This window comes from Rhodococcus sp. MEB041 (assembly GCF_030208955.1).
Classification (GTDB): Bacteria; Actinomycetota; Actinomycetes; order Mycobacteriales; family Mycobacteriaceae; genus Rhodococcoides.
Genome location: NZ_JARVSZ010000001.1, coordinates 53059 through 73004, shown reverse-complemented (window position 1 = coordinate 73004; position 19946 = coordinate 53059). Strand labels below are relative to the sequence as shown.

The following is a 19946-nucleotide window of genomic DNA, read 5'->3' as shown; positions in this document are numbered from 1 at the left end:
TCTAGGCCCGGCGGCGCCTCGCGAGAACGACGACCGTGCGCACGAGCGATCCGACGTTCGGTCGCGCAGTGCCCGACAGCGGCCGCGTGCTCACCGGCACCTCGGCGATGATCCAGCGCTGATGGTGCACGGCGTGGGCGGAGGTGACGAGGGACGGGAGGAGACCACCGCGCAGCGCCGCAGCGCCGCCGATGGATCGCCAGGCGTCGCCCGTGTACACGCGGAAGCTGGAGGTGACGTCGCGCAGCGGCAGGTCTGCGGTGTGCCGGATCAGCGCGTTCGCCACTCTCGTGCCCACGCGACGCAGCGCGGACGATCCGTCTCGACCACCCGTCGTGCTGCGCGATCCCACCACCATGCCGACACTGCGGCGCGCCGCGGCCTCGAGGAGAGCGGGGACGTCGGCCGGGTCGTGCGACCCGTCCATCAGGACCATCGCCTCACCGTCGACGGACAGCTCGTGCAGACGATCCGCCTCGACGAAGGTCACCTCGGCGCCGGGCAGGATCAGGCGCATCGCTGCCGTGACCACCGCCGATCGGTGACCGAGGTACACGACGTGCACGCCGGCGTAGTCGGTTCCCCGAGCCGAGGTGCCGTGGACACGGCTCCTGGAACCCGTCACACCGTGGCCCGCCACATCGTGGTTCGTCACGGCTCCGACGCCGTCGCTCTGGATCGACACGGTCATCATCCACTCCCTGTGATGGTCTCCCCGACCGAATACGGACTCTTTCCGTCCTTTGTGGCGTGATACTACCCTATAAACATACCGCGATCTTGTTTTGATGCCACTACGATTCCTCCACGCGCTGTTTCCGCACGCGGCGGCGGTGTCGCCCCACGGGCAGAATGGTGCGTGTGACCGACAAGTACGAGTGGCTCGAAGACGTGACCGGCGACGCCGCCCTCGAGTGGGTGCGTGCCCGTAACGAGCGCACGGTCGACGAGTTCACCGCGAACGACGAGTTCCGGACGCTCGAGACCGACATCCGGAGCATTCTCGACACCGACGCGCGCATCCCGTACGCGCGCAGGCGCGGCGACCACCTCTACAACTTCTGGAAGGACGCGTCGCACCCCCGCGGGCTGTGGCGGCGCACCACCATGGAGGAGTACCGGAAGGACAGTCCCGCCTGGGACGTCATCATCGATCTCGATGCTCTCGCCGAGGCCGAGGGCGAGAACTGGGTGTGGAAGAGCGCGCAGGTGCTCCGTCCGTCGTTCGACCGCGCGCTGATCTCCCTGTCGCGCGGCGGCGCGGACGCATCGGTGATCCGCGAGTACTCGCTCACGTACCGCTCCTTCGTCGCACCCGACGAGGGTGGCTTCGTCGTCCCCGAGGCCAAGACGGACATCGACTGGATCGACGCGGACACGGTCTTCGTCGGCACGGATCTCGGACCCGGGTCGCTCACCGATTCCGGGTACCCCCGGCGCGCACACCGGTGGCTCCGTGGAACTCCTCTCGCGGAGGCTCCCGTCGTGTACGAGGGTGAGCAGACCGACGTCGCGGTGTCCGCCTCGCACGATGCGACGCCCGGCTTCGAGCGCAGCCTGGTCCAGCGCGCCACCGACTTCTTCAATGCCGTCACCTCCATTCTTCACGACGACGGATCGACCACGGTCCTCGACGTGCCCACCGATGCCTCGGTGTCCCTGCACGAGAACTGGTTGACCGTTCGCCTGACGACCGCATGGACCGTCGACGGCACCGAGTACGCAGCAGGGTCGCTGGTGGCCGCGAAGATCGACGAGTTCCTCTCCGGTGCAAGGGATCTGGTCGTCGTCTTCGCTCCCGACGCCCGCACGTCGCTGCACCAGTACGCGTGGACCGAGAACCATCTGCTGATGGTGCTGCTCGAGGACGTCCGCTCCAGCGTGCACGTGGTGACGCTGGGCGACACGGTCACCTCCGAACGCCTGCAGGGGCTCCCGGACGCCGTCGACGTCACCGTCATCGGCACCGACCCCGAGTTCGGCGGTGACGAATACTTCCTCGACGCGAGCGGCCACCTCACTCCGTCCACTCTTCTGGTGGGCACCGTCGGGACCGAACCCGAGGTCCTGAAGTCCGCTCCCGCGTTCTTCGACACCACGGGCCTCGCGGTCGAGCAGTACTTCGCCACCTCACTCGACGGCACACGCGTGCCCTACTTCGTCGTACGGAACCCCGGAACGCAGGACCGTCCGACGGCCGCAGGCCCCACCCTCCTCTACGGATACGGCGGTTTCGAGGTCTCACTCACCCCCTCGTACAGCGGCGTGGTCGGCGCGGCCTGGCTGGCTCGGGGCGGTACCTACGTGGTGGCGAACATCCGCGGCGGCGGCGAGTACGGGCCGTCGTGGCACACCGAGGTGCTGAAGTCCGGTCGACACAAGGTGCACGAGGACTTCGCGGCGGTCGCGAGCGATCTGGTGGAGCGCGGCATCACCACCCCGGACCAGTTGGGCGCGCAGGGCGGCAGCAACGGCGGCCTGCTCATGGGCATCATGCTCACCAAGTACCCGGAGTCGTTCGGCGCCATCGTGTGTCAGGTGCCGCTCCTGGACATGAAGCGGTATCACCGCCTGCTGGCCGGGGCGTCGTGGATGGCCGAGTACGGAGATCCCGACGATCCCGACGAGTGGGCCTTCATCTCCGAGTACAGCCCGTACCAGAACGTCTCACCGCCGGGGAACTCGATCGGTGTGTATCCGCCGATCCTCATCACGACGTCGACGAGGGACGACCGTGTGCACCCCGGGCACGCGCGCAAGATGGACGCCCTCCTCGAGGAGTACGGGTACGACGTCTCCTACTACGAGAACATCGAGGGCGGCCATGGCGGTGCGGCCGACAACGCGCAGGCCGCATTCAAGTCCGCGCTGGCGTACACGTTCCTGTGGCGGACGCTCGGGGGCGGTACCCGCTAGGTCAGTCGGTGTCCGGTTCCGCAAGTCCGACGATGGACGGATCCGGGCGCCCCACCACCTCGTGGTCCTTGTTCGAGTAGTCGAAGCTGTTCAGCACGAAGCGCATCGCCTCGAGTCGGGCGCGTTTCTTGTCGTTGCTCTTCACCGTCGTCCAGGGGGCGTGATCGGTGTGGGTGAACCGGATCATGTCCTCCTTGGCCCTCGTGTACGCGTCCCACTTGTCCAGGGAGGCGAGGTCCATGGGCGAGAGCTTCCACTGCCGTACCGGATCGACCTGGCGGATGGCGAAGCGCGTCCGCTGTTCGAGCTGGGACACCGAGAACCAGAACTTGGTCAGCTGCACTCCGTCGTCGACGAGCATCTGCTCGAACAACGGTGCCTGGTGGAGGAATCGGTGATACTGCTCGTCGCTGCAGAATCCCATCACACGTTCCACGCCGGCCCGGTTGTACCAGGAGCGGTCGAACAGGACCAGCTCTCCGGCAGCCGGTAGGTGGGTGACGTACCTCTGGAAGTACCACTCCGTCGACTCGCGTGGCGACGGCTTCTCGAGTGCCACCACCCGCGCGCCGCGAGGGTTGAGATGCTCCATGAAGCGCTTGATCGTGCCGCCCTTGCCGGCGGCGTCGCGACCTTCGAAGACGATGACGTGGCGGCCACCGGTCTCCTTGATCCACATCTGCAGCTTCAGCAACTCGATCTGCAGAAGACGTTTCGTACCTTCGTATTCCGCGCGCGGCATCCGTTCGTCGTACGGGTACGCCTGGCGCCAGGTGTCCACCGGGACTCCGTCACCGGTCAGCAACACGGGGTCGTCGTCGTCGTCGTCCCGCACGCTGAACGACGAGGTGTCCGAGAGGTCCACGATCCGGGACAGGGCGAAGTCATCGAGAGCGGTCACGCCAGGAACCTACGAGCCGCCGGAGACGGGACGGTGATCACGGGGTGAACAGCAGATGCCGTGACAGGCGGAGTTTCAGGGTACGTCTCGGGGTGGTCACCGATGGTGCAGCGCGCGGGCGGAACTCAGGATGGAGACATGACATTCCACGAGAGCAACTCCACCGTCCACCCGAACCCGAACCACACCACGCAGCTGACGCGAAGCCGAGACGACGCCTGGATCGCCGGGGTCTGCGGCGGTGTCGCCGCGTACACCGGATGGGATCCCAGCCTGGTGCGCGCCCTCACCGTGGTCGGCGCCCTCGTCTCGTTCGGCACCGTCGCCCTGCTCTACCTCGCGATGGTCATGCTCGTTCCCCGAGCATGACCATCGCGAGTTCGGTCACTTGCCTCCGGTCACCAACCAACCACAGGGAGAGGCCAAGTCGTTCGCTGCCTCGGGTCCCATCGAGCCGGGCTCGTACGGGAGCACGGCCGGCGGAGAGGTCAACAACGGTGCGGCGACCTCCCACACGTGAGCCAGTCCGTCGGGACGGGTGAACAACGACCGGTCACCGTCGAGTACGTCGAGAATGAGTCGTGAATAGGGCGACAGCGGCTCGGCGTCCGACACCGTCGACAGGTCGAGCGACATCCGACCGATCCCGAGGTCCTCGCCGGGGCCGGGCTCCTTGACCGTCATGGCGATGTCCACTCGGCCGTCGCCCGACAGGTCGAACGTCAGCACGGCGCCGTCGGCCGGCAGGTGCTTCACCGGTCCCTCGGGGCGACGGAACACCAGCGACACCCGCTGCGTGCTGGTTCCCAGCATCTTGCCGGTGCGCAGGACGAAGGGAACGTCGCGCCACCGGTCGGTGTCGACCCACATGCGTGCGGCGACGAACGTGTCGGTCGACGAATCGTCCGCGATCCCCTCGACGTCCTGGTAGCCGCGGTACTGACCGAGGACCACCTCGGACGTGTCGAGCGGGCGGAACGCCGCGATGACCGACTCGCGGGCAGTCTGCAGGTCGTCCGCACCGAGGCTGAGTGGGGGCTCCATGGCCACCTCCGCCGCGACCTGGAACAGGTGCGTCACCAACATGTCGAGCACGGCACCCGTGGCGTCGTAGAACTCGGCACGGTCGTCGATGTCCAGCGTCTCCGGCACGTCGATCTGCACCTGCTCCACGTGTTCCCGGTTCCAGATCCCCTCGATCATCCCGTTCGCGAAGCGCAGGATGTGCAGGTTCTGGGTGTTCTCCTTGCCGAGGAAGTGGTCGATCCGATAGACCTGCTTCTCGTCGACGATGGCATGGACCGCCTCGTCGAGCTTCTCGAAGTTCTCCTGCGACGTGCCGAACGGCTTCTCGTAGACCACCCGCGCGCCCTCGGCGAGATCGTGTGCGCCGAGCGCCTCGGTGTAGTCGATGAAGGTCGAGGGCGGCAGCGCGATGTAGTGCACGAGCTGCACGTCGCCGCCCAGCTCGTCCTTCACGTCTCCGATGACCGACGGCAGGTCACCCGGATCGTCGGCGGTGAATCCGTTGCCCGCGAAGCGAACACGGTCCGCGAACGACGACCACACCTTCTCGTCGATGCTGTCGACACCCTCCCCGGGACCGAACTCCTCGAGCGCCGCGCGGATGTGCTCGCGGAACTCGTCGTCGGTCTTCTCACCTCGACCGTTGCCCACCAACGCCCACTGCTCGGGCAGCAGTCCTTCCTGCGCAAGTTCGTAGAACGCCGGCAGCACCATGCGCTTGGCAAGGTCTCCCGTCGCCCCGAAGAGCACGAAGATGGTCGGAGCCCCGCCGGATTCGGATGTCGCAGTGTCAGCCATGCCTCCATGATGCCCAGTCGGGGGCTCCCCCGAACCTCGATCGCCTCACAGTGCCGCGTCGACGCTACTGTCGAGCCGGTGACACGATCGATCTTCGACGGCGACATCGCCGGTTTCGGGACCTCCAGCGGAACCAGGATCGTCGTCGGCCACTGGACGTCGTCGCCGCTGGGCGACTTCACCGATGTCATGGTCGAGTTCGCGGACGGCGAGCGCCTTCTGCTGGCACCGTCCGACGCGGTCCGCGAGTTCGTCACCGCGACCTACCACTTCGACACGACGACCATCACCGACGTCTCGTATCACCGCCGAGGTGACCGAGTCGGCGTCTCCGCGGGTGATCTCGAGGTGTCGTTCCAGATCGGCGGCCCGACCCTGCTGGGTCGACTGCTCACCCTCGCACCGACGTCGGTGGTCACCGCACCCTGGTTCTGTACGGTGAGCGACCCGATCGCGCGGGTCGTGATGCGCGGCGTGCGGACCAGGGGCACCGCCGGCGGTGGGCGGCGCGAATACTACGGAGCGCGAGGGCAGCGCAGCATCGTCGGCGCGACGGCATCGTGGAAGGGCGACGATCTGGGACACCTGTCGCCGGTGGAGCCGCCGGTGCGGTTCGGATTCGGGTCCACACCCGCGGCCCCGTCGACGACGCGGATACGCACGACGATCGACCACCGCTGACCGATGTCACCGCAGGGTGGTGTTCTCGTCACGGGAGAGGAAGAACGCGTTCGAGCCGACGCGGGCGCACGCGACTCCGTCCTCCCGAGAGACGCAGAAGCTCTGCCCCGTGTTGATCACCTCGCCGTACTGCAGTGTGCGGATGTTCTCAGAGCCGGTGAAATAGCCCTGATTCGTGCAGTAGTGGATCGGCCCGGCGCTCTCCACACGGACGGCGTACTTGCTGGTGGCACCGTTCGAGCAGACCTCGCCCTCGTCGGGAGCGACACTGGACACGGCCTGGCATCCCAGGAATCCGACCGAGGTTCCGTTCGGGAAGAGCCCACACGACACATTCCCCGACGGCGTCCGGAAGTAGTACCCCTCACCCGCCCCGCCACTGTCGCGGAAGAGCTCGGGATCCACCGACACCTCCTGTGACCCCGGACGCGGGAGTGCGTCCGCCGGGTCTGCCGACTCTGCCGACGGCGACTGCTCGACCGGCTGTTCCTCTGCGCCCGGCTGATCCGACGCTGCACCGGTGGGCGGCTCGATCGGCGCCACGACCGATGTCCCCGTCGGCGTCACGACCGAGGTGTCAGCGGGCGCCGGAACCGCCGTCGCCGACGTCACCTGGTCCGGAGCCGAACATGCCCCCAGCACCGCGGCGCCGGCGACCAGGGTGGCCGCGACGGCAGCCCGTGTGCTCATCGAGAACGACATGTCGACTCCTGTCCGGAGCCGGCCGATCGCCGCCCCTCTGACATACCCATCGGTCTCTTTCGTGGCGTCGTTACCTGTACTCACGTCACGATCAGGACACGAGCCGGCTAACTGCCGTCGAGGGGTGCGATGCCGGCAATGAGTTGGTACGGAGTGAACGGACCACTCTGAGGTCAGAACCAGCGGACGCAGTCGACCAGGATCGTGGTGCCCTTGGCGCGCTCCGCAGCAGCGACGTCCGGACACGTGGGGAAGATCCCCGGCACCACCTCGTAGTACAGCGGCCCGATGTAGGTCGGCTCCGCGGAGGCGGTTCCCGCCCCTGCCAGCACCGATCCCGCCGTGACGGCTCCGGCGGCGAGTACTCCACCGACCACTCGCCGTAGTCCGATTCGCACCATGACACACACCTTCCGATGGGAGAGCCCCGGCCTTCGAAAACCGTACCGTGCGGATTGTTACGGAGGAAGAGGCGTGCGGGAACGCAGGCACGGTTGCCGTAAAATACGAGGGTCCACCAGGCACTTGTTTCGATCAGGGGAGTCACGTGACCGCGCACGTCGAAGAAATGCAGTTCCAGGCCGAGACCCGGCAGCTGTTGGATCTGATGATCCACTCGGTCTACTCCAACAAGGACTCGTTCCTCCGCGAGTTGGTGTCCAACTCGTCGGACGCGCTGGACAAGCTGCGACTCGAGTCGTTCCAGAACAAGGATCTCGGCGCCGACACCTCCGATCTCCACATCGACCTGGAGATCGACAAGGAGAACCGCACCCTCACCGTGCGGGACAACGGCATCGGCATGTCGCGCGACGAGGTCGTCGATCTCATCGGCACGCTCGCGAAGTCGGGCACCGCCGAGGTCCGCGCGAAGCTGAAGGAAGCGAAGGACGCGGCCGCGTCCGAGGAGCTCATCGGCCAGTTCGGCATCGGCTTCTACTCCACGTTCATGGTGGCCGACAAGGTCACCCTCGTGACCCGGCGCGCGGGTGAGGACACCGCGACGCGCTGGGAGTCCAGCGGTGAGGGCACGTACACCATCGAGGAGGTGTCCGACGCGCCTCAGGGTAGCGCCGTGACCCTGCACCTGAAGCCGGCCGACGACGAGGATCACCTCTACGACTACACGTCCGAGCACAAGATCCGCGAACTGGTGAAGCGGTACTCGGACTTCATCGCGTGGCCCATCCGCATGCAGGTCGAGAAGACCACCGGCGAGGGCGACGACGCCACGACGGTGCTCGAGGACGAGACGGTCAACTCGATGAAGGCGCTGTGGACGCGCTCGAAGGACGAGGTCTCGGACGAGGAGTACACCGAGTTCTACCGCCACGTCAGCCATGCATGGGACGAGCCGCTCGAGGTCATCCCCATGAAGGCCGAGGGCACCTTCGAATACCAAGCGCTGCTGTTCATTCCGTCGCGCGCACCGTTCGACCTCTTCATGCGGGAGTCGAAGATCGGTATCCAGCTGTACGTCAAGCGCGTCTTCATCATGGACGACTGCGAGGAACTCGTGCCCGAGTACCTGCGCTTCGTCAAGGGTGTCGTCGACGCAGCCGATCTGTCGCTCAACGTCTCTCGTGAAATCCTGCAGCAGGACCGCCAGATCCGCGCGATCCGCCGCCGTCTGACCAAGAAGGTGCTGAGCACCGTCAAGGATCTGCAGGCGAACGAGCCGGAGAAGTACAGCACGTTCTGGGGTGAGTTCGGCCGTGCCCTCAAGGAAGGGCTGCTGTCCGACCACGACAACCAGGAGACCATCCTCGGGCTGTCGTCCTTCGCGACGACGCAGAGCGACGAGAAGCCGACCACGTTGGCGGAGTATGTCTCTCGCATGAAGGACGGCCAGGACGCGATCTACTACATGACCGGCGAGTCGCGTCAGCAGGTGGAGAACTCCCCGCACATGGAGGCATTCACTGCCAAGGGGCTCGAGGTGCTGATCCTCACCGACGCCGTCGACGAGATGTGGACCGGGTCCGTCCCCGAGTTCGACGGGAAGCCGTTCCGCTCCATCGCCAAGGGCGCCGTGGACCTGGGCGACGACGAGGCCGAATCCGAGGAGAAGGACGCGCAGAAGGCGCGGTTCGCCGACCTCACCACCTGGATGGCCGAGACGCTGTCCGACGACGTCAAGGAGGTCCGCCTGTCCTCACGCCTGACCACCTCGCCCGCGTGCATCGTCGGTGACGACTTCTCACTGAGCCCCCAGCTCGAGAAGATGTACCGCGCGTCCGGTCAGCCCGTGCCGAAGACCAAGCGCATCCTGGAACTCAATCCGGATCATGCTCTGGTCACGGCTCTCGAGACGGCCCATGCCGAGCACAAGGACGACATGGCCCTCGCCGAGACCGCGAAGCTGCTCTACGGCACAGCCCTGCTCGCCGAGGGTGGCGAGCTGGACGACCCGGCGTCGTTCGCGAAGTTGTTGGCGGAGAGGCTGACACGCACGATGTGACCTGAGGACATATGCCCACCCGTAGGGTGGGCATATGTCGGGGGACGTGGTCGTGATCGGGGCGGGGCTCAGCGGGTTGGTGGCAGCACTCGACCTGACCAGGGCGGGGCGCTCGGTCATCGTCCTCGAGGCCGCCGATCGGATCGGCGGCAAGGTTCTCACCGTCGACACCGAAGGTCACCACGTCGATCACGGCGCCCACTGGATCGGTGGAGACCAGACCGCGGTGCGCGCACTCGCCGCCGAGTTCGGTGTCGACACGGCTCCCGAACCGCGACGGCGACGCGGTGCGGACGAAGTGTTCGCGGCGGCCGGCCGCGTCCACCGCTATCACGGTCAGGTGCCGCGCATCCCCGTTCGCGAGTGGCTCCCCGTCCGTTCGGGTATCGCGCGCCTCGACCTGGCGGTCCGCACCGTCGACCGCGCGGTGCCGCTGCTGTCGACCTGGCGGCCCGGAGATCACGAGATGTCCGACGTTCTCGCGCGTCGGATGTTTCCCTCCGCCTACGGCCGCGACATCCTCACGTGTTTCTTCCGGCTGATCTTCGGCGCCGACCCGGACGAGGTCCCCGCCCGAGCCGCACTCGAGTACCTGCGCGCGGCCGGCAGCCTGCGGGCGATCGCCGAGGTGCGTGACGGAGCGCAGGAACGCTACTTCGTGGACGGCACCGCATCGCTGATCTCAGCTGTGGCACAGCACCTCTCCGCCCCGCCGGAGACGTCTCGACCCGTCATCGCGATCCGGCCGGACACCTCCGGAGTCGACGTGGTCACCGCGGACGGCACAGTCCGCGCATCCTCGGTGGTTCTCGCGGTTCCCCTCCCCCGCGCCGCCGACATCGACGGCGCGCTCCCCGCCGGACTCGGGGACCGGATGCGCACCTCCCGCATGGGCGAGTACGCGAAGACCATCGTCGTGTACGACAGTCCGTGGTGGCGCGAGAACGGACTCACCGGAACGGCACTCGACGTCGACGGCCCGGTCCAGATGATCGTCGACGGCAACGCCGGACGGGACTCGCCCGGCATCCTGGTCGCCTTCAGTGGCGGTCGAGCCGCGGCAGACCTGTTCTCCCGCACAGATCGCCGTGACATCGTCGTCGCCGAGCTGGTGCGGCTGTTCGGCCCTCGGGCGCGGTCACCTCGTCGTGTCGACGACATCACCTGGTCGGCGCAACCCTGGCTGGGTGGGGCGCCCACCGCGATCCCGCCGTACGGAGGCGTCTTCCACCATCAGGACCTGACCACGGACCGCGTGCACTGGGCAGGAACGGATCTGGCCGATCGCTGGCCCGGCTACCTCGACGGGGCCGTGCGTTCCGGTCGGCGAGCGGCACGTGAGATCCTGACTACGTCTCGAGGTGGGACCGTCTGAGATCGGGCAGTCTCCGCGGTGCCGCGAGCCGACGCAGAGCCGGTGCCACCGGTCGGCCTCGGAGAAGCCCCTCGGTGGTGCCCGCCTCGAGGGCCTTCCGGTAGACGAGGACCGCCTCCCGCACAGCATCGACCGTGTGGTCGATGTCCGAGTCCGTGTGCGCCGCGGACACGACGAACGACTGACCGAGGACACCGCGGGACAGCATCTCCTGCAGGAAGAGAGTCCGGTAGGCCTGCGAGGGAACCCCGTCGGCATCCGCGGTGGCGAACACCAGGCAGCTGGGGCGTCCGAGGACCCGAAGGTGCTCCCCGACACCGGCATCGAACGCCACCTCGGTCACGGCGTCACGCAACCGGGCGCCGGCGCGCTCCATGGCGCCCACGGGGTCCTCCGTCTCGTACGCCCGGACGACGGCACGAAACGCGGCGAGCCCCGTCGTCTCCGGTCCGTGCGTCGTCGACAGCAGGAAGACTCGGTCGGAGTCCGTGCGCAGACCGCCGAGTTCCATCAGATCGCGGCGGCCGGCGAGCGCGGACAGCGGGAGTCCGTTGCCCATGGCCTTGCCCCAACACGACAGATCGGGAGTCACGCCGTACACACCCTGCGCACCCGCGGACGACCATCGGAACCCGGTGATCATCTCGTCGAACACGAGAACGGTCCCGTGTCGATCACAGGCTGCGCGGACGGCCTCGAGATACCCCGGTGACGGTTCGGCCAGCGCACCGGCTGCCTCCATGACGACGCACGCGATGTCGTGATCGGCCAGGATCCGTTCCAGCGCAGGGGTGTCGTCGAACGGAAACCGATGCACCGCGCCGTGCGGGATTCCCGCGTTCATCTCCGTCGTCCCGATGAACCAGTCGTCGACCGAGAAGAACGGCTGCGCACAGACCGCGATCTCGGTACGGCCGGTGACCGCACGCGACAGGCGGACGGCCGCGGTGGTCGCATCGGAGCCGTTCTTCGCGAACTTCACCATCTCCGCGGTGGGAACGGTCCTCAGGAAGTCCTCCGCCGCGAGCACTTCGAGCTCGGTCGGCCTCGAGAAGTTGGTTCCCCTGGCGACCGCGTCCGCCACGGCGTCGACCACGGGACGGTACCCGTGTCCCAGTGTGACCGAGCGCAGACCACTCCCGTACTCGACGTACTCGTTGTCGTCGACGTCCCACACACGGGCGCCGACCCCGTGCGTGAGGATCGGGGTGAGGTGCTCCGGGTACTGATCCGAACCCCGTGCGTACGTGTGGCTTCCACCGGGGACGAGGCGGTGCAGACGTTCCTGGAGTTCCGAGGATCTCTCGTGTGTCATCGCGTGGCCTCTCGGCGGTCGTCATGGGAGGGACGGGTGACGTCAGGGTGGTCCGCCTCGCGCCGCAGGACGGTCCGCGCGGTCGTGGCGACGAACCACAGCGCCACCGCCCACTCGGAGACGAGCACCCCGACGACCATGGTCACGACCGATCCGGTGACCGAGGTGATCAGCAGAGCCGACGCCGCGAGGATGACGCCGAGGACGGCGCCGCCGAGGACCGTGGACGTCCGACCCTGCGCCGGCAGCACGGCGGTGGTGACGTAGGACGTGAGCGTGGTGGCTGGGAGGATCCAGGCGAGGATGCGCAACAGGTCGGTCGCCTCGGCGAACTCGGTGCCGTAGACGATGCGGATCACCAGGGGGGCCACGAGCGTCAGCCCTGCCGCGGCGACGACCGCGAGTGCGAGACACCCCGCCGCACCCTGCATCGTCCGCGCCCGGAAGGCCTGGCCGTCCCGAATTCGGGTCATCCGCGGGAGCAGCGCGAACCCGATCGGATCGAGAACCGACTGTCCCGCTCGGACCAGCCGGTCCGCGGCCGAGAACAGGCCCAGGGAGACCGCGTCGAGCACCGTGGAGTACGCCGCCGCGCCGCCCTGTCCGTAGCCGGTCAGCAGGAGCCGCGACGCGAGCACCGGTGCCGCCGTTCTCAGAGTGTCACCGACTCGCCACGAGGGAACGAGGCGTCCGAAGTGCCGGTCGGCGTCCACGCCGGTGGCGATCACGGTGACGATGGACGAACCGCCCAGACAGGCCAGCGCGACCTCGGGCGACGGGAACTGCGGCAGCAGAACGACCAGCGCCACCAGGTATGCCACACGTCCGGCGGCCTGGTACGCGGTGGAGGCACCGAAGCGGCCACGACCGATCAGCAGCCAGTCCTCCGACAGTGACCAGACACCCCCGGCGACCGCCCCGAGCAGGATCATCCGGGCGGCCCCGTCCACACCGGCGGCCCACCCGACCAGCGCCGCGACGGCGAGCACGGCGAAGAGGCCGCACCGCACCACCGCGTACGCGCCACGCACCTGCGTGATGTCGGGGTCGTCGACGCGCGCAGCGAAGTACTGCGTGGCACCGAGATCGACGAGAACCGAGCCGAGGAAGTACGCCGACATCCCCACCGCGACGAGCCCGACTCCTTCGGTTCCGAGCAGCCGGGCTGTCAGCGGCAGGGTGACGAGCGTGACGAGGAACTGACCGTAGGTGCCGAAGCCCACGAGCAGGACGTCTCGGGCGAGCCGCAGCATCAGCGCCGCAGGAGGCGGTCGGCCACGTCGCCGGCTCGCGCACGTAACCGGGTGAGCACGGCGCCGAGAATGCGTCCGTCTCCGGCGAGGACGTCGCCGGTGGAGACCAGAGCCGGGAGTTCGCGTGCGAGACGGTGATGCAGCCGGACCGACTCGCTGAGCTTGCTGTAGCTCGACGTCCGGCTGCACAGGTTGAAGGTCGAGTCGCGCCACGCTGCGTCGATGGTGGAGACGCCGTGGAAGTCCCCGTGAGCGCCCATGCGAGCGAACAGATCGACGTCCATCGGGAACACCAGGTCGCCGCGGAAACCGCCGACCCGGTCGAACAGATCCCTGCGGAAGGTGGTGGCCGCGGTCGGCCCGAACTCGGCGGGACCGCGGCGCACGATGATGCCCGCGAGGTCCTTGCCCGGGCGTCGACCGAGCAGGCCGGGGAGGCCGAGCCCGGTCTCCTTCACCGACCCCTGCTCGTCGATCACCTCGAACTTGGACGAGACCACCGCGATCCCGGGATCGTCCAGTACGGCCTGCTGTCCCGCCAGCGCACCGGGACGGAGCACGTCGTCGGCGCACACCACCTTGACGAGCCGGCCCGTCGAGGCCCGCACGGCCGCGTTCCAGTTGTCCCCGATGGCGAGCACCCGGTCGTTCCGCACGATCCGGACGCGCTCGTCGCGGAAGGAGCGGGCGATGTCGCCGGTCGCGTCGGTGCTCGCGTTGTCGAGCACCAGGACCTCCATGTCCTCGTCCTGGTCCAGGACGGAGGCCAGTGTGGTCTCCAGGGTGCGCGCGGCCTCGTAGGCCGGGATGCACACCGAGAGCGGAGCGGTCATGAGCGGAGTCCTTCCGTGGCCGAGTCGAGATCGACGAACGACATCTCCGGATGTGCCGCAGCGACTTCCGGGAGGAGATCCGGGACGGTCACCACCACACGGTCGGGACGATGGGTGTACAGCCATTCCGGGCCGACGATGGGAACGTCCGTACCCGGCATGCGGCGGCCCCATTTCGCCGGGGACGCATCGACGACCGCGCCGACCGTCTCCGTGGTCACCCCCGCCATCGCGAACAGAGCGACCGCGCGCGACGCCGCTCCGTACGCGGCGAGCGTCACACCCGCGCGAGACGACGCGCCGAGTCTCGCCCGCACCGCCTCGACCTCGGCGACGGCGGCTGCTCCGAGGGACGACACGACGGTGGGATCGGTGACGGCGGCGGCAGCCTCGGCTTCCCGCACGCGCCGTGCCGTCACGAGGTCGTCCTCCCACACCGGGAGGCGCACCGAGTCGTCGCGCATCGCCGAGACCAGGAGAGTCCCGCCGTAGAGGTCCGACTCCCAACACCCGGTGGGCATCAGACCCGCTGCCCACAGAGCGGTCTCGAGCGCGGTCGACGACCAGTAGGCGAAGTGTCCGTGGCGGAGCGCCGTCCACTGGCGATCCCGCACGATGGTCATGAAGGAGTGGACCTGCAGCACCAGTACGCCGCCGTCGCCGAGCAGCGCCCGACGTTCACGCAGAGCGGCCGCCTGGTCCGGCTCGTGCATCAGCCCGAAACCGTCGACGACGAGGTCGGCGGAGCGCGAACCCGCCACGGCCGGACCGGCATCCGCGACGCCACGGGATCTCACGTCGGGGATCCAGGACCCACCGTGGGGGCTTCCGTACTCGCGGACCACGGCGCCGTCGGGGAGCCACCCGCGTCGCACGATCTCGTCCATCGCCCGAGAAGCGGCTCGCGTCAACGCCTCCGGCTCCACTCCACGCGGCTCATTCGCGCGGGTGTCGTCGTCCAGGAGCTGTGCCAGGCCGCACGTCGTGCACAGGCCCATCGCGAGAGCATGCATCTCGTCGCCCTCGGGAGAGGACTCGGCCGTCGGGAAACTGTCCGCGGCCGGCACGAGACCGAGATCGAGCACCGTGGACACCGTCGCCGAGGCGCAGGCTCTGCACGAACTCATGAGATTCTCCGGCTCGTCGTACGCGGGGAGCACCCGTCGGCGACACTGGACTCATGCGCGTCGAGACCACACCTCTGCGAGACGTCCTGCTCTTCCTGCCCACCCCGCATCGCGACGATCGGGGTTTCTTCACGAGGACCTTCGACACCGAGATCTTCGACGCGGCGATCGCCGAGCACACGACCCTGTCCACGAGAGCCGCTGATTTCCGTCAGGACTCCCAGTCCCGTTCCGCCGGCGGCGTTCTGCGTGGCCTGCACGGGCGAGGAGGCCGAGGCGAGGCCAAGTTGGTGCGGTGCGCCCGCGGCGCCGTCCAGGACGTCCTGGTGGACACCAGAACGGAGTCGCCCACCTTCGGTCAGTGGTTCGACGTCGTGCTCGACGACGTGGAGTGCGCGCACCTGTTCGTGCCCCCCGGCTTCCTGCACGGCTTCCTCACCCTGGGCGAGACCGCAGACGTGTGCTACCGGATCGACCGTCCGCACGAACCCTCCGAGGACGTGGGCGTCCGCTGGGACGACGCGGATCTGGCGATCCGCTGGCGCGGGACGCCGAGCATCGTGAGCGACCGGGACGCGGCAGCGCGGTCCTGGCGCGACCTCGTCGCCGGCGGGTGATCTCTCACGCACTGCCGACACCCACCCGCGTCCTGCGGAGGTTCTCGTCGATCGCGCCGGTCCGCTGGAGCTCGGTGACGCGGGCCAGACGCGTGAAGCGCTGCGCCAGTGCGTCCGCGGTGAGACCGTGGCGGGCGTATGCGGCGACCAGCTCTTCAGCGCCGGCTCGGACACTCCACTCGGGGACGAAGGCGGGCAACACCTCTCGCGCCGCGGAGAAGTCGACGCGGTAAGACCGCGGGTCGGCGCCGTATTCTCCGGTGACCACCACCTCGGCACCCGTCACGTCGGCGACCGTCTCGGCGATGTCGCGCACCGTCACGTTGTTCGCCTCGGTGCCGATGTTCAACGCCCGGTTCCGAATTCGGTCGACCGGCGCCTCGAGCGCGGCCGCGAAGGCGTACGCGATGTCTCGCGCGTGCACGAGGGGTCGCCACGGCGTGCCGTCGGACTTGACGACGATGCGTCCGGTGAGGAACGCCGACGCCGTGAGATCGTTGACCACGATGTCCGCCCGCAGCCGCGGTGAGTAGCCGAAGGCCGTCGCGTTGCGGAGGAACACCGGCGCGAAGCTGTCGTCCGCCATGGCCGCGACGTCGTCCTCGACGCGCACCTTGCTCACGGCGTAGGGGGTGAGGGGCCTCAGCACCGCGTCCTCCGTGACCGCGTCCTGACCGGCGGCGCCGTAGACCGAACAGGTGGACGCGTACAGGAACCGGCCCACCCCCGCATCCTTCGCGGCACGTGCGAGACGCACGGAGGCATGGTGATTGATGTCGTGCGTGATCTCCGGCGCCAGCGTGCCGAGCGGATCGTTCGACAGTGCGGCGAGGTGCACCACCGCGTCGACACCCGTGAGATCGGCGGCTACGACGTCGCGCAGATCCGTGGCCAGGGTGACCGGATCCGCGGGTGCGTCACCGAGAACGCAGTCCGCGAACAGGCCGCTGTCGAGCCCCACCACGGTGTGACCACGCTCCTGCAGGAGCGGAACCATGACGGTACCGAGGTATCCCTGGTGTCCGGTGACGAGTACACGCATGCTGTTCACGACCCTTTCGTCTGCGGTGCCGGACGGTCCGACCGCAGGTTCTCCGTGTGCAGGAGTATCTTCTCCACGACGAACGCCTCGGCATATCTGCTGCGGCACTGCACTCCTCGCACGCGCGCCAGCCCGAGAAAGGTCTCGGAGTCGTACCAGTCGTGGTGATGCTGCGAGGGGTAGTGCCGCGACAGCAGCTCCGCCTTGCGCACCGCCACGTCGTCGGCGAGCGGATAATAGAGACCGGGTGTCGGAAGATCGGACTCCCACTTGACGATCTCGTAGCCCAGCACCAGATGGTCGCGAAAGACGGTGGGAACCAGCTCCGCCAGCAGGCGGTGATCCTGGTGCGCGTCGCGCCGCTGCGGTGCGAGTACGACGTCGGGCTCGCACGTACGCCGGAACTGTTCGAGTCCGTTCTTCACCGCGCTCCAGTGATCAGGGGAGCGGCCGTCCGGCACGTCGAGCACGGTGAGCGACACCGGTCCGTCCGAACAGAAGTCCGACAGTGCCTTTCGCTCCTCGGCTTCCCGCTCGGTACCGCCGCCCGACAACACCAGAGCGTGCACCTCGACATCTCCCCCACGGGTGAGGTCGAGGAGCGTTCCTCCGGCGCCGATGGCGATGTCGTCCGGATGCGCCCCGAGCACCGCCACCGAGCGGATACGGCTGGGGGACAGGCCAATCACGCGACGACGCTCGACAGTGGCGGTCGATTCCGATCGCCCTCCCACACCGCCCACGGGCGAATGCCGCGCCCGTAGTCGTTGTCGAGTTCCGCACGCTCCTTGAAGGTGTCGGCCGGCTTCCAGAATCCCTCGTGCCGGTATCCGAACAGTTCCCCGCGGCCCGCCAGTGTCATACACGCATCGCCGACCAGATCGCCCCCCTCCGGAATGTGGTCGAAGACCTCCTGACTGAGCACGAAGTACCCGCCGTTCTCCCAGATGGGAAAGCGGCTCACCGGAACGATGTCCTTGATCTCGCCGGCCTCCGACACGTCCACGCAGTGGAAGCTCGACTGCGGCGGCACCACCAGCATGGACGCCACGGCGCCCGACTCGTGATAACGCTCGATCATCGTGTCCAGCGGGGCGTCGGTCAACACGTCCGAGTAGTTGGCGAGGAAGTACGGATCGCCGTCAAGGTGGTCACGGACGCGCCGCAACCTCTCGCCGATGGGCGACTCGACGCCGGTGTCCACGAACGTGATCGACCAGTCGCTCATGTCCGTGCTCAGCAACTCGACCTTGCCGTCGCGCATGACGAAGTCGTTGGACTGCTCCTCGTGATAGTCCAGGAAGAACTGCTTGATCGCTGCCGCGCCGTAGCCGAGGCACAGCACGAAGTCCTTGTGGCCGTAGTGTGCGTAGTACTTCATGATGTGCCAGAGGAGCGGACGGGGCCCGACCATCTGCAAGGGCTTCGGGATGTCGTCGTTGCGGTCGTTGCGCATGCGCATTCCGTAACCGCCACAGAACAGTACGACCTTCATGCCAGAGCCTCCGATGTGTCGAGCCGCCCGATGTCGGCGGTGTGGAGAACGGGGAGTGGGAACACGACGCGCCCACCCCACTCGGCGACGTAGCTCAGCTGCTCGGTGAGCTCGCTCTCGAGATTCCACGGCAGGACCAGGACCACGTCCGGACGATCCGCCGCGATGCGATCGGGATGGTGCACCGGGATTCGCGTCCCCGGTGTGAACCGACCGTGCTTGTAGGGATTGCGATCGACGGTGTACTCCACCAGGTCCGTTCGGATGCCGCAGTAGTTGAGCAGGGTGTTGCCCTTGCCCGGCGCGCCGTATCCGACCACGCGTTCACCCCGCCGGCGACAGTCGAGGAGGAACTCGAGCAACGTCGCTCGGACCCCGCGCGCCGCCTTCTCGAGCCCGCGATAGCCGACCACGTGATGCAGCCCCGCGCGCTGCTCGGCCGCGAGCAGGTCGAGGGTGCGCTCGCTGGGCGGGCCGGCGTTCGCGGACGGTGTCGCCCAGATCCGGATGGAACCACCGTGGGTGGACAGTTCCTCGACGTCCACGACGGTCAGGTCGCCTCGGGCGAGCGCCCTCGTCGCCGTCAGGACCGTCCAGTACTGGAAGTGCTCGTGGTAGACCGTGTCGAACTGTGCGTCGGCCACCAGGTGGAGGGCGTGGTGCACCTCGATGCTGACCATGCCGTGGTCCGACACCAGCGTGCGCAGCCCCTCGGTGAATCCCGCGACGTCCGGGATGTGGGCGTACACGTTGTTCGCGACGACGAGGTCCGCCGGCCCGTGCGCGGCACGCACCTGCGCCGCGGTCGTCGGATCGAGGAACGCTGTCTCCGTCGGAACACCGGACTCACGCGCTGCCGCACCGACGTTCACGCTCGGCTCGATACCGAGGCAGCGGATTCCGGCGTCCACGACGTGCTGCAGGAGATAGCCGTCGTTGCTCGCCACCTCGACCACGAACGACTCGTCGGACAGATCCAGGCGGCGCACGGACTCCTGCACGAACGTCCGGGCATGGTCGACCCAGCTGCTCGAGAACGACGAGAAGTACGCGTACTCGGTGAACGTCTCGGCCGGCGACACGAGAGCCGGAATCTGCAACAGCAGGCACTCTCGGCAGAGACGCAGGTGCAGGGGGAAGGTGGGCTCCGGATCGTCGAGCTGCGCTGCGGTGAGGAACGATTCGCACGGCGGTGTCGCGCCCAGGTCGAGGACACTCTCGAGGTCGGCGGATCCGCAGAGACGGCAGTGCATGAGCATTCCTCACTGGCAGGCCGCGCGTCCGTGTCGGGCCCCGCCGACGGGGTGGACCGAACGCGCTGCTTTGTACGATTTGCACGTATTCTGCCACAGAAAAAGACCCTGTGCCGGTTTCCGGCTCCAAATCATTCGCTCGAACTACATC

Annotated in this window: 19 protein-coding genes; 6 read left to right on the top strand and 13 right to left on the bottom strand. The window is 67.9% G+C overall.

Annotation, left to right across the window (positions count from 1 at the left end):
* Position 1: 1 nt before the first annotated feature.
* The gene (locus QRN16_RS00405; protein WP_222638045.1) at positions 2-691 is read right to left on the bottom strand and encodes a glycosyltransferase family protein; all 690 of its coding nucleotides are present in this window, start codon (positions 689-691) and stop codon (positions 2-4) included.
* Between the two features lie 161 nt (positions 692-852).
* On the opposite strand from QRN16_RS00405, the gene QRN16_RS00400 reads away from it, so the two are divergent.
* Positions 853-2916, top strand: coding sequence for a prolyl oligopeptidase family serine peptidase (locus QRN16_RS00400; protein ID WP_285184300.1), 2064 nt, complete (start codon positions 853-855; stop codon positions 2914-2916).
* 1 nt (position 2917) lies between these two features.
* Here QRN16_RS00400 and ppk2 read toward each other — a convergent pair whose 3' ends face one another.
* The gene (ppk2, locus tag QRN16_RS00395; RefSeq protein ID WP_027506294.1) at positions 2918-3784 is read right to left on the bottom strand and encodes a polyphosphate kinase 2; all 867 of its coding nucleotides are present in this window, start codon (positions 3782-3784) and stop codon (positions 2918-2920) included.
* A 171-nt stretch (positions 3785-3955) separates the two neighbouring features.
* Between ppk2 and QRN16_RS00390 the strand changes: the two genes are divergently transcribed.
* The gene (locus QRN16_RS00390) at positions 3956-4186 is read left to right on the top strand and encodes a PspC domain-containing protein (protein ID WP_037186123.1); all 231 of its coding nucleotides are present in this window, start codon (positions 3956-3958) and stop codon (positions 4184-4186) included.
* 15 nt (positions 4187-4201) lie between these two features.
* On the opposite strand, the gene QRN16_RS00385 is transcribed toward QRN16_RS00390, so the two are convergent.
* On the bottom strand, positions 4202-5641 hold the full coding sequence (locus tag QRN16_RS00385; RefSeq protein ID WP_056441505.1) for a glucose-6-phosphate dehydrogenase: 1440 nt from the start codon (positions 5639-5641) through the stop codon (positions 4202-4204).
* A 78-nt stretch (positions 5642-5719) separates the two neighbouring features.
* Here QRN16_RS00385 and QRN16_RS00380 point away from each other — a divergent pair, with 78 nt between their 5' ends.
* The gene (locus QRN16_RS00380) at positions 5720-6322 is read left to right on the top strand and encodes a hypothetical protein (RefSeq protein WP_285184299.1); all 603 of its coding nucleotides are present in this window, start codon (positions 5720-5722) and stop codon (positions 6320-6322) included.
* Positions 6323-6328: 6 nt separating this feature from the next.
* Here the strand turns inward: QRN16_RS00380 and QRN16_RS00375 are convergent, their stop codons facing one another.
* Positions 6329-7012 carry a hypothetical protein gene (locus QRN16_RS00375; protein WP_222632012.1) on the bottom strand — a complete coding sequence of 228 codons (684 nt, stop codon included), beginning with the start codon at positions 7010-7012 and terminating at the stop codon, positions 6329-6331.
* Between the two features lie 185 nt (positions 7013-7197).
* A complete protein-coding gene (locus QRN16_RS00370) occupies positions 7198-7425 on the bottom strand; it encodes a hypothetical protein (protein WP_285184298.1) in 228 nt (75 codons plus the stop codon).
* A gap of 146 nt (positions 7426-7571) precedes the next feature.
* Here QRN16_RS00370 and htpG point away from each other — a divergent pair, with 146 nt between their 5' ends.
* Entirely contained in the window at positions 7572-9485 is a 1914-nt protein-coding gene (htpG, locus tag QRN16_RS00365; RefSeq protein WP_285184297.1) for a molecular chaperone HtpG, read from the top strand.
* Between the two features lie 34 nt (positions 9486-9519).
* Entirely contained in the window at positions 9520-10860 is a 1341-nt protein-coding gene (locus tag QRN16_RS00360; protein ID WP_285184296.1) for a flavin monoamine oxidase family protein, read from the top strand.
* Here the strand turns inward: QRN16_RS00360 and QRN16_RS00355 are convergent.
* Genes QRN16_RS00355 through QRN16_RS00340 form a run of 4 tightly spaced genes read right to left on the bottom strand, consistent with a single transcriptional unit; the run spans position 10835 to position 15388 of the window.
* Positions 10835-12175: a glutamate-1-semialdehyde 2,1-aminomutase gene (locus QRN16_RS00355; protein WP_285184295.1), complete on the bottom strand. Its 1341-nt coding sequence runs from the start codon at positions 12173-12175 to the stop codon at positions 10835-10837. The two genes, QRN16_RS00360 and QRN16_RS00355, sit on opposite strands and share 26 nt — an antisense overlap.
* Entirely contained in the window at positions 12172-13428 is a 1257-nt protein-coding gene (locus QRN16_RS00350; RefSeq protein ID WP_056441488.1) for a lipopolysaccharide biosynthesis protein, read from the bottom strand. Before QRN16_RS00350 ends, QRN16_RS00355 begins: the two co-directional genes overlap by 4 nt.
* Positions 13428-14261: a glycosyltransferase family 2 protein gene (locus QRN16_RS00345; protein ID WP_056441485.1), complete on the bottom strand. Its 834-nt coding sequence runs from the start codon at positions 14259-14261 to the stop codon at positions 13428-13430. The genes QRN16_RS00350 and QRN16_RS00345 overlap by 1 nt, the downstream gene beginning before the upstream one ends.
* The gene (locus tag QRN16_RS00340; RefSeq protein ID WP_285184294.1) at positions 14258-15388 is read right to left on the bottom strand and encodes a class I SAM-dependent methyltransferase; all 1131 of its coding nucleotides are present in this window, start codon (positions 15386-15388) and stop codon (positions 14258-14260) included. The genes QRN16_RS00345 and QRN16_RS00340 overlap by 4 nt, the downstream gene beginning before the upstream one ends.
* 53 nt (positions 15389-15441) lie before the next feature.
* On the opposite strand from QRN16_RS00340, the gene QRN16_RS00335 reads away from it, so the two are divergent.
* A complete protein-coding gene (locus QRN16_RS00335; protein ID WP_027506284.1) occupies positions 15442-16005 on the top strand; it encodes a dTDP-4-dehydrorhamnose 3,5-epimerase family protein in 564 nt (187 codons plus the stop codon).
* A 4-nt stretch (positions 16006-16009) separates the two neighbouring features.
* Here the strand turns inward: QRN16_RS00335 and QRN16_RS00330 are convergent, their stop codons facing one another.
* The 4 genes from QRN16_RS00330 to QRN16_RS00315 are packed head-to-tail and all read right to left on the bottom strand — an operon-like array spanning position 16010 to position 19795.
* Positions 16010-17047, bottom strand: coding sequence for an NAD-dependent epimerase/dehydratase family protein (locus QRN16_RS00330; protein WP_027506283.1), 1038 nt, complete (start codon positions 17045-17047; stop codon positions 16010-16012).
* Between the two features lie 5 nt (positions 17048-17052).
* Positions 17053-17736 (bottom strand): PIG-L deacetylase family protein, encoded by a 684-nt coding sequence (locus QRN16_RS00325; protein WP_285184293.1) that lies wholly within the window; start codon positions 17734-17736, stop codon positions 17053-17055.
* On the bottom strand, positions 17733-18542 hold the full coding sequence (locus QRN16_RS00320) for a glycosyltransferase family protein (protein ID WP_027506282.1): 810 nt from the start codon (positions 18540-18542) through the stop codon (positions 17733-17735). The genes QRN16_RS00325 and QRN16_RS00320 overlap by 4 nt, the downstream gene beginning before the upstream one ends.
* A complete protein-coding gene (locus QRN16_RS00315; RefSeq protein WP_056442274.1) occupies positions 18539-19795 on the bottom strand; it encodes a class I SAM-dependent methyltransferase in 1257 nt (418 codons plus the stop codon). Before QRN16_RS00315 ends, QRN16_RS00320 begins: the two co-directional genes overlap by 4 nt.
* Positions 19796-19946 lie beyond the last annotated feature (151 nt).

Excerpts from the sequence above, each read along its gene's own strand:
- QRN16_RS00405 (WP_222638045.1), bottom strand. The coding sequence starts at position 691 with ATGACCGTGTCGATCCAGAGCGACGGCGTCGGAGCCGTGACGAACCAC.
- QRN16_RS00400 (WP_285184300.1), top strand. The coding sequence starts at position 853 with ATGGTGCGTGTGACCGACAAGTACGAGTGGCTCGAAGACGTGACCGGC.
- QRN16_RS00390 (WP_037186123.1), top strand. The coding sequence starts at position 3,956 with ATGACATTCCACGAGAGCAACTCCACCGTCCACCCGAACCCGAACCAC.
- QRN16_RS00385 (WP_056441505.1), bottom strand. The coding sequence starts at position 5,641 with ATGGCTGACACTGCGACATCCGAATCCGGCGGGGCTCCGACCATCTTC.
- QRN16_RS00375 (WP_222632012.1), bottom strand. The coding sequence starts at position 7,012 with ATGAGCACACGGGCTGCCGTCGCGGCCACCCTGGTCGCCGGCGCCGCG.
- QRN16_RS00370 (WP_285184298.1), bottom strand. The coding sequence starts at position 7,425 with ATGGTGCGAATCGGACTACGGCGAGTGGTCGGTGGAGTACTCGCCGCC.
- QRN16_RS00360 (WP_285184296.1), top strand. The coding sequence starts at position 9,520 with ATGTCGGGGGACGTGGTCGTGATCGGGGCGGGGCTCAGCGGGTTGGTG.
- QRN16_RS00355 (WP_285184295.1), bottom strand. The coding sequence starts at position 12,175 with ATGACACACGAGAGATCCTCGGAACTCCAGGAACGTCTGCACCGCCTC.
- QRN16_RS00350 (WP_056441488.1), bottom strand. The coding sequence starts at position 13,428 with ATGCTGCGGCTCGCCCGAGACGTCCTGCTCGTGGGCTTCGGCACCTAC.
- QRN16_RS00345 (WP_056441485.1), bottom strand. The coding sequence starts at position 14,261 with ATGACCGCTCCGCTCTCGGTGTGCATCCCGGCCTACGAGGCCGCGCGC.
- QRN16_RS00340 (WP_285184294.1), bottom strand. The coding sequence starts at position 15,388 with ATGAGTTCGTGCAGAGCCTGCGCCTCGGCGACGGTGTCCACGGTGCTC.
- QRN16_RS00335 (WP_027506284.1), top strand. The coding sequence starts at position 15,442 with ATGCGCGTCGAGACCACACCTCTGCGAGACGTCCTGCTCTTCCTGCCC.
- QRN16_RS00330 (WP_027506283.1), bottom strand. The coding sequence starts at position 17,047 with ATGCGTGTACTCGTCACCGGACACCAGGGATACCTCGGTACCGTCATG.
- QRN16_RS00320 (WP_027506282.1), bottom strand. The coding sequence starts at position 18,542 with ATGAAGGTCGTACTGTTCTGTGGCGGTTACGGAATGCGCATGCGCAAC.
- QRN16_RS00315 (WP_056442274.1), bottom strand. The coding sequence starts at position 19,795 with ATGCACTGCCGTCTCTGCGGATCCGCCGACCTCGAGAGTGTCCTCGAC.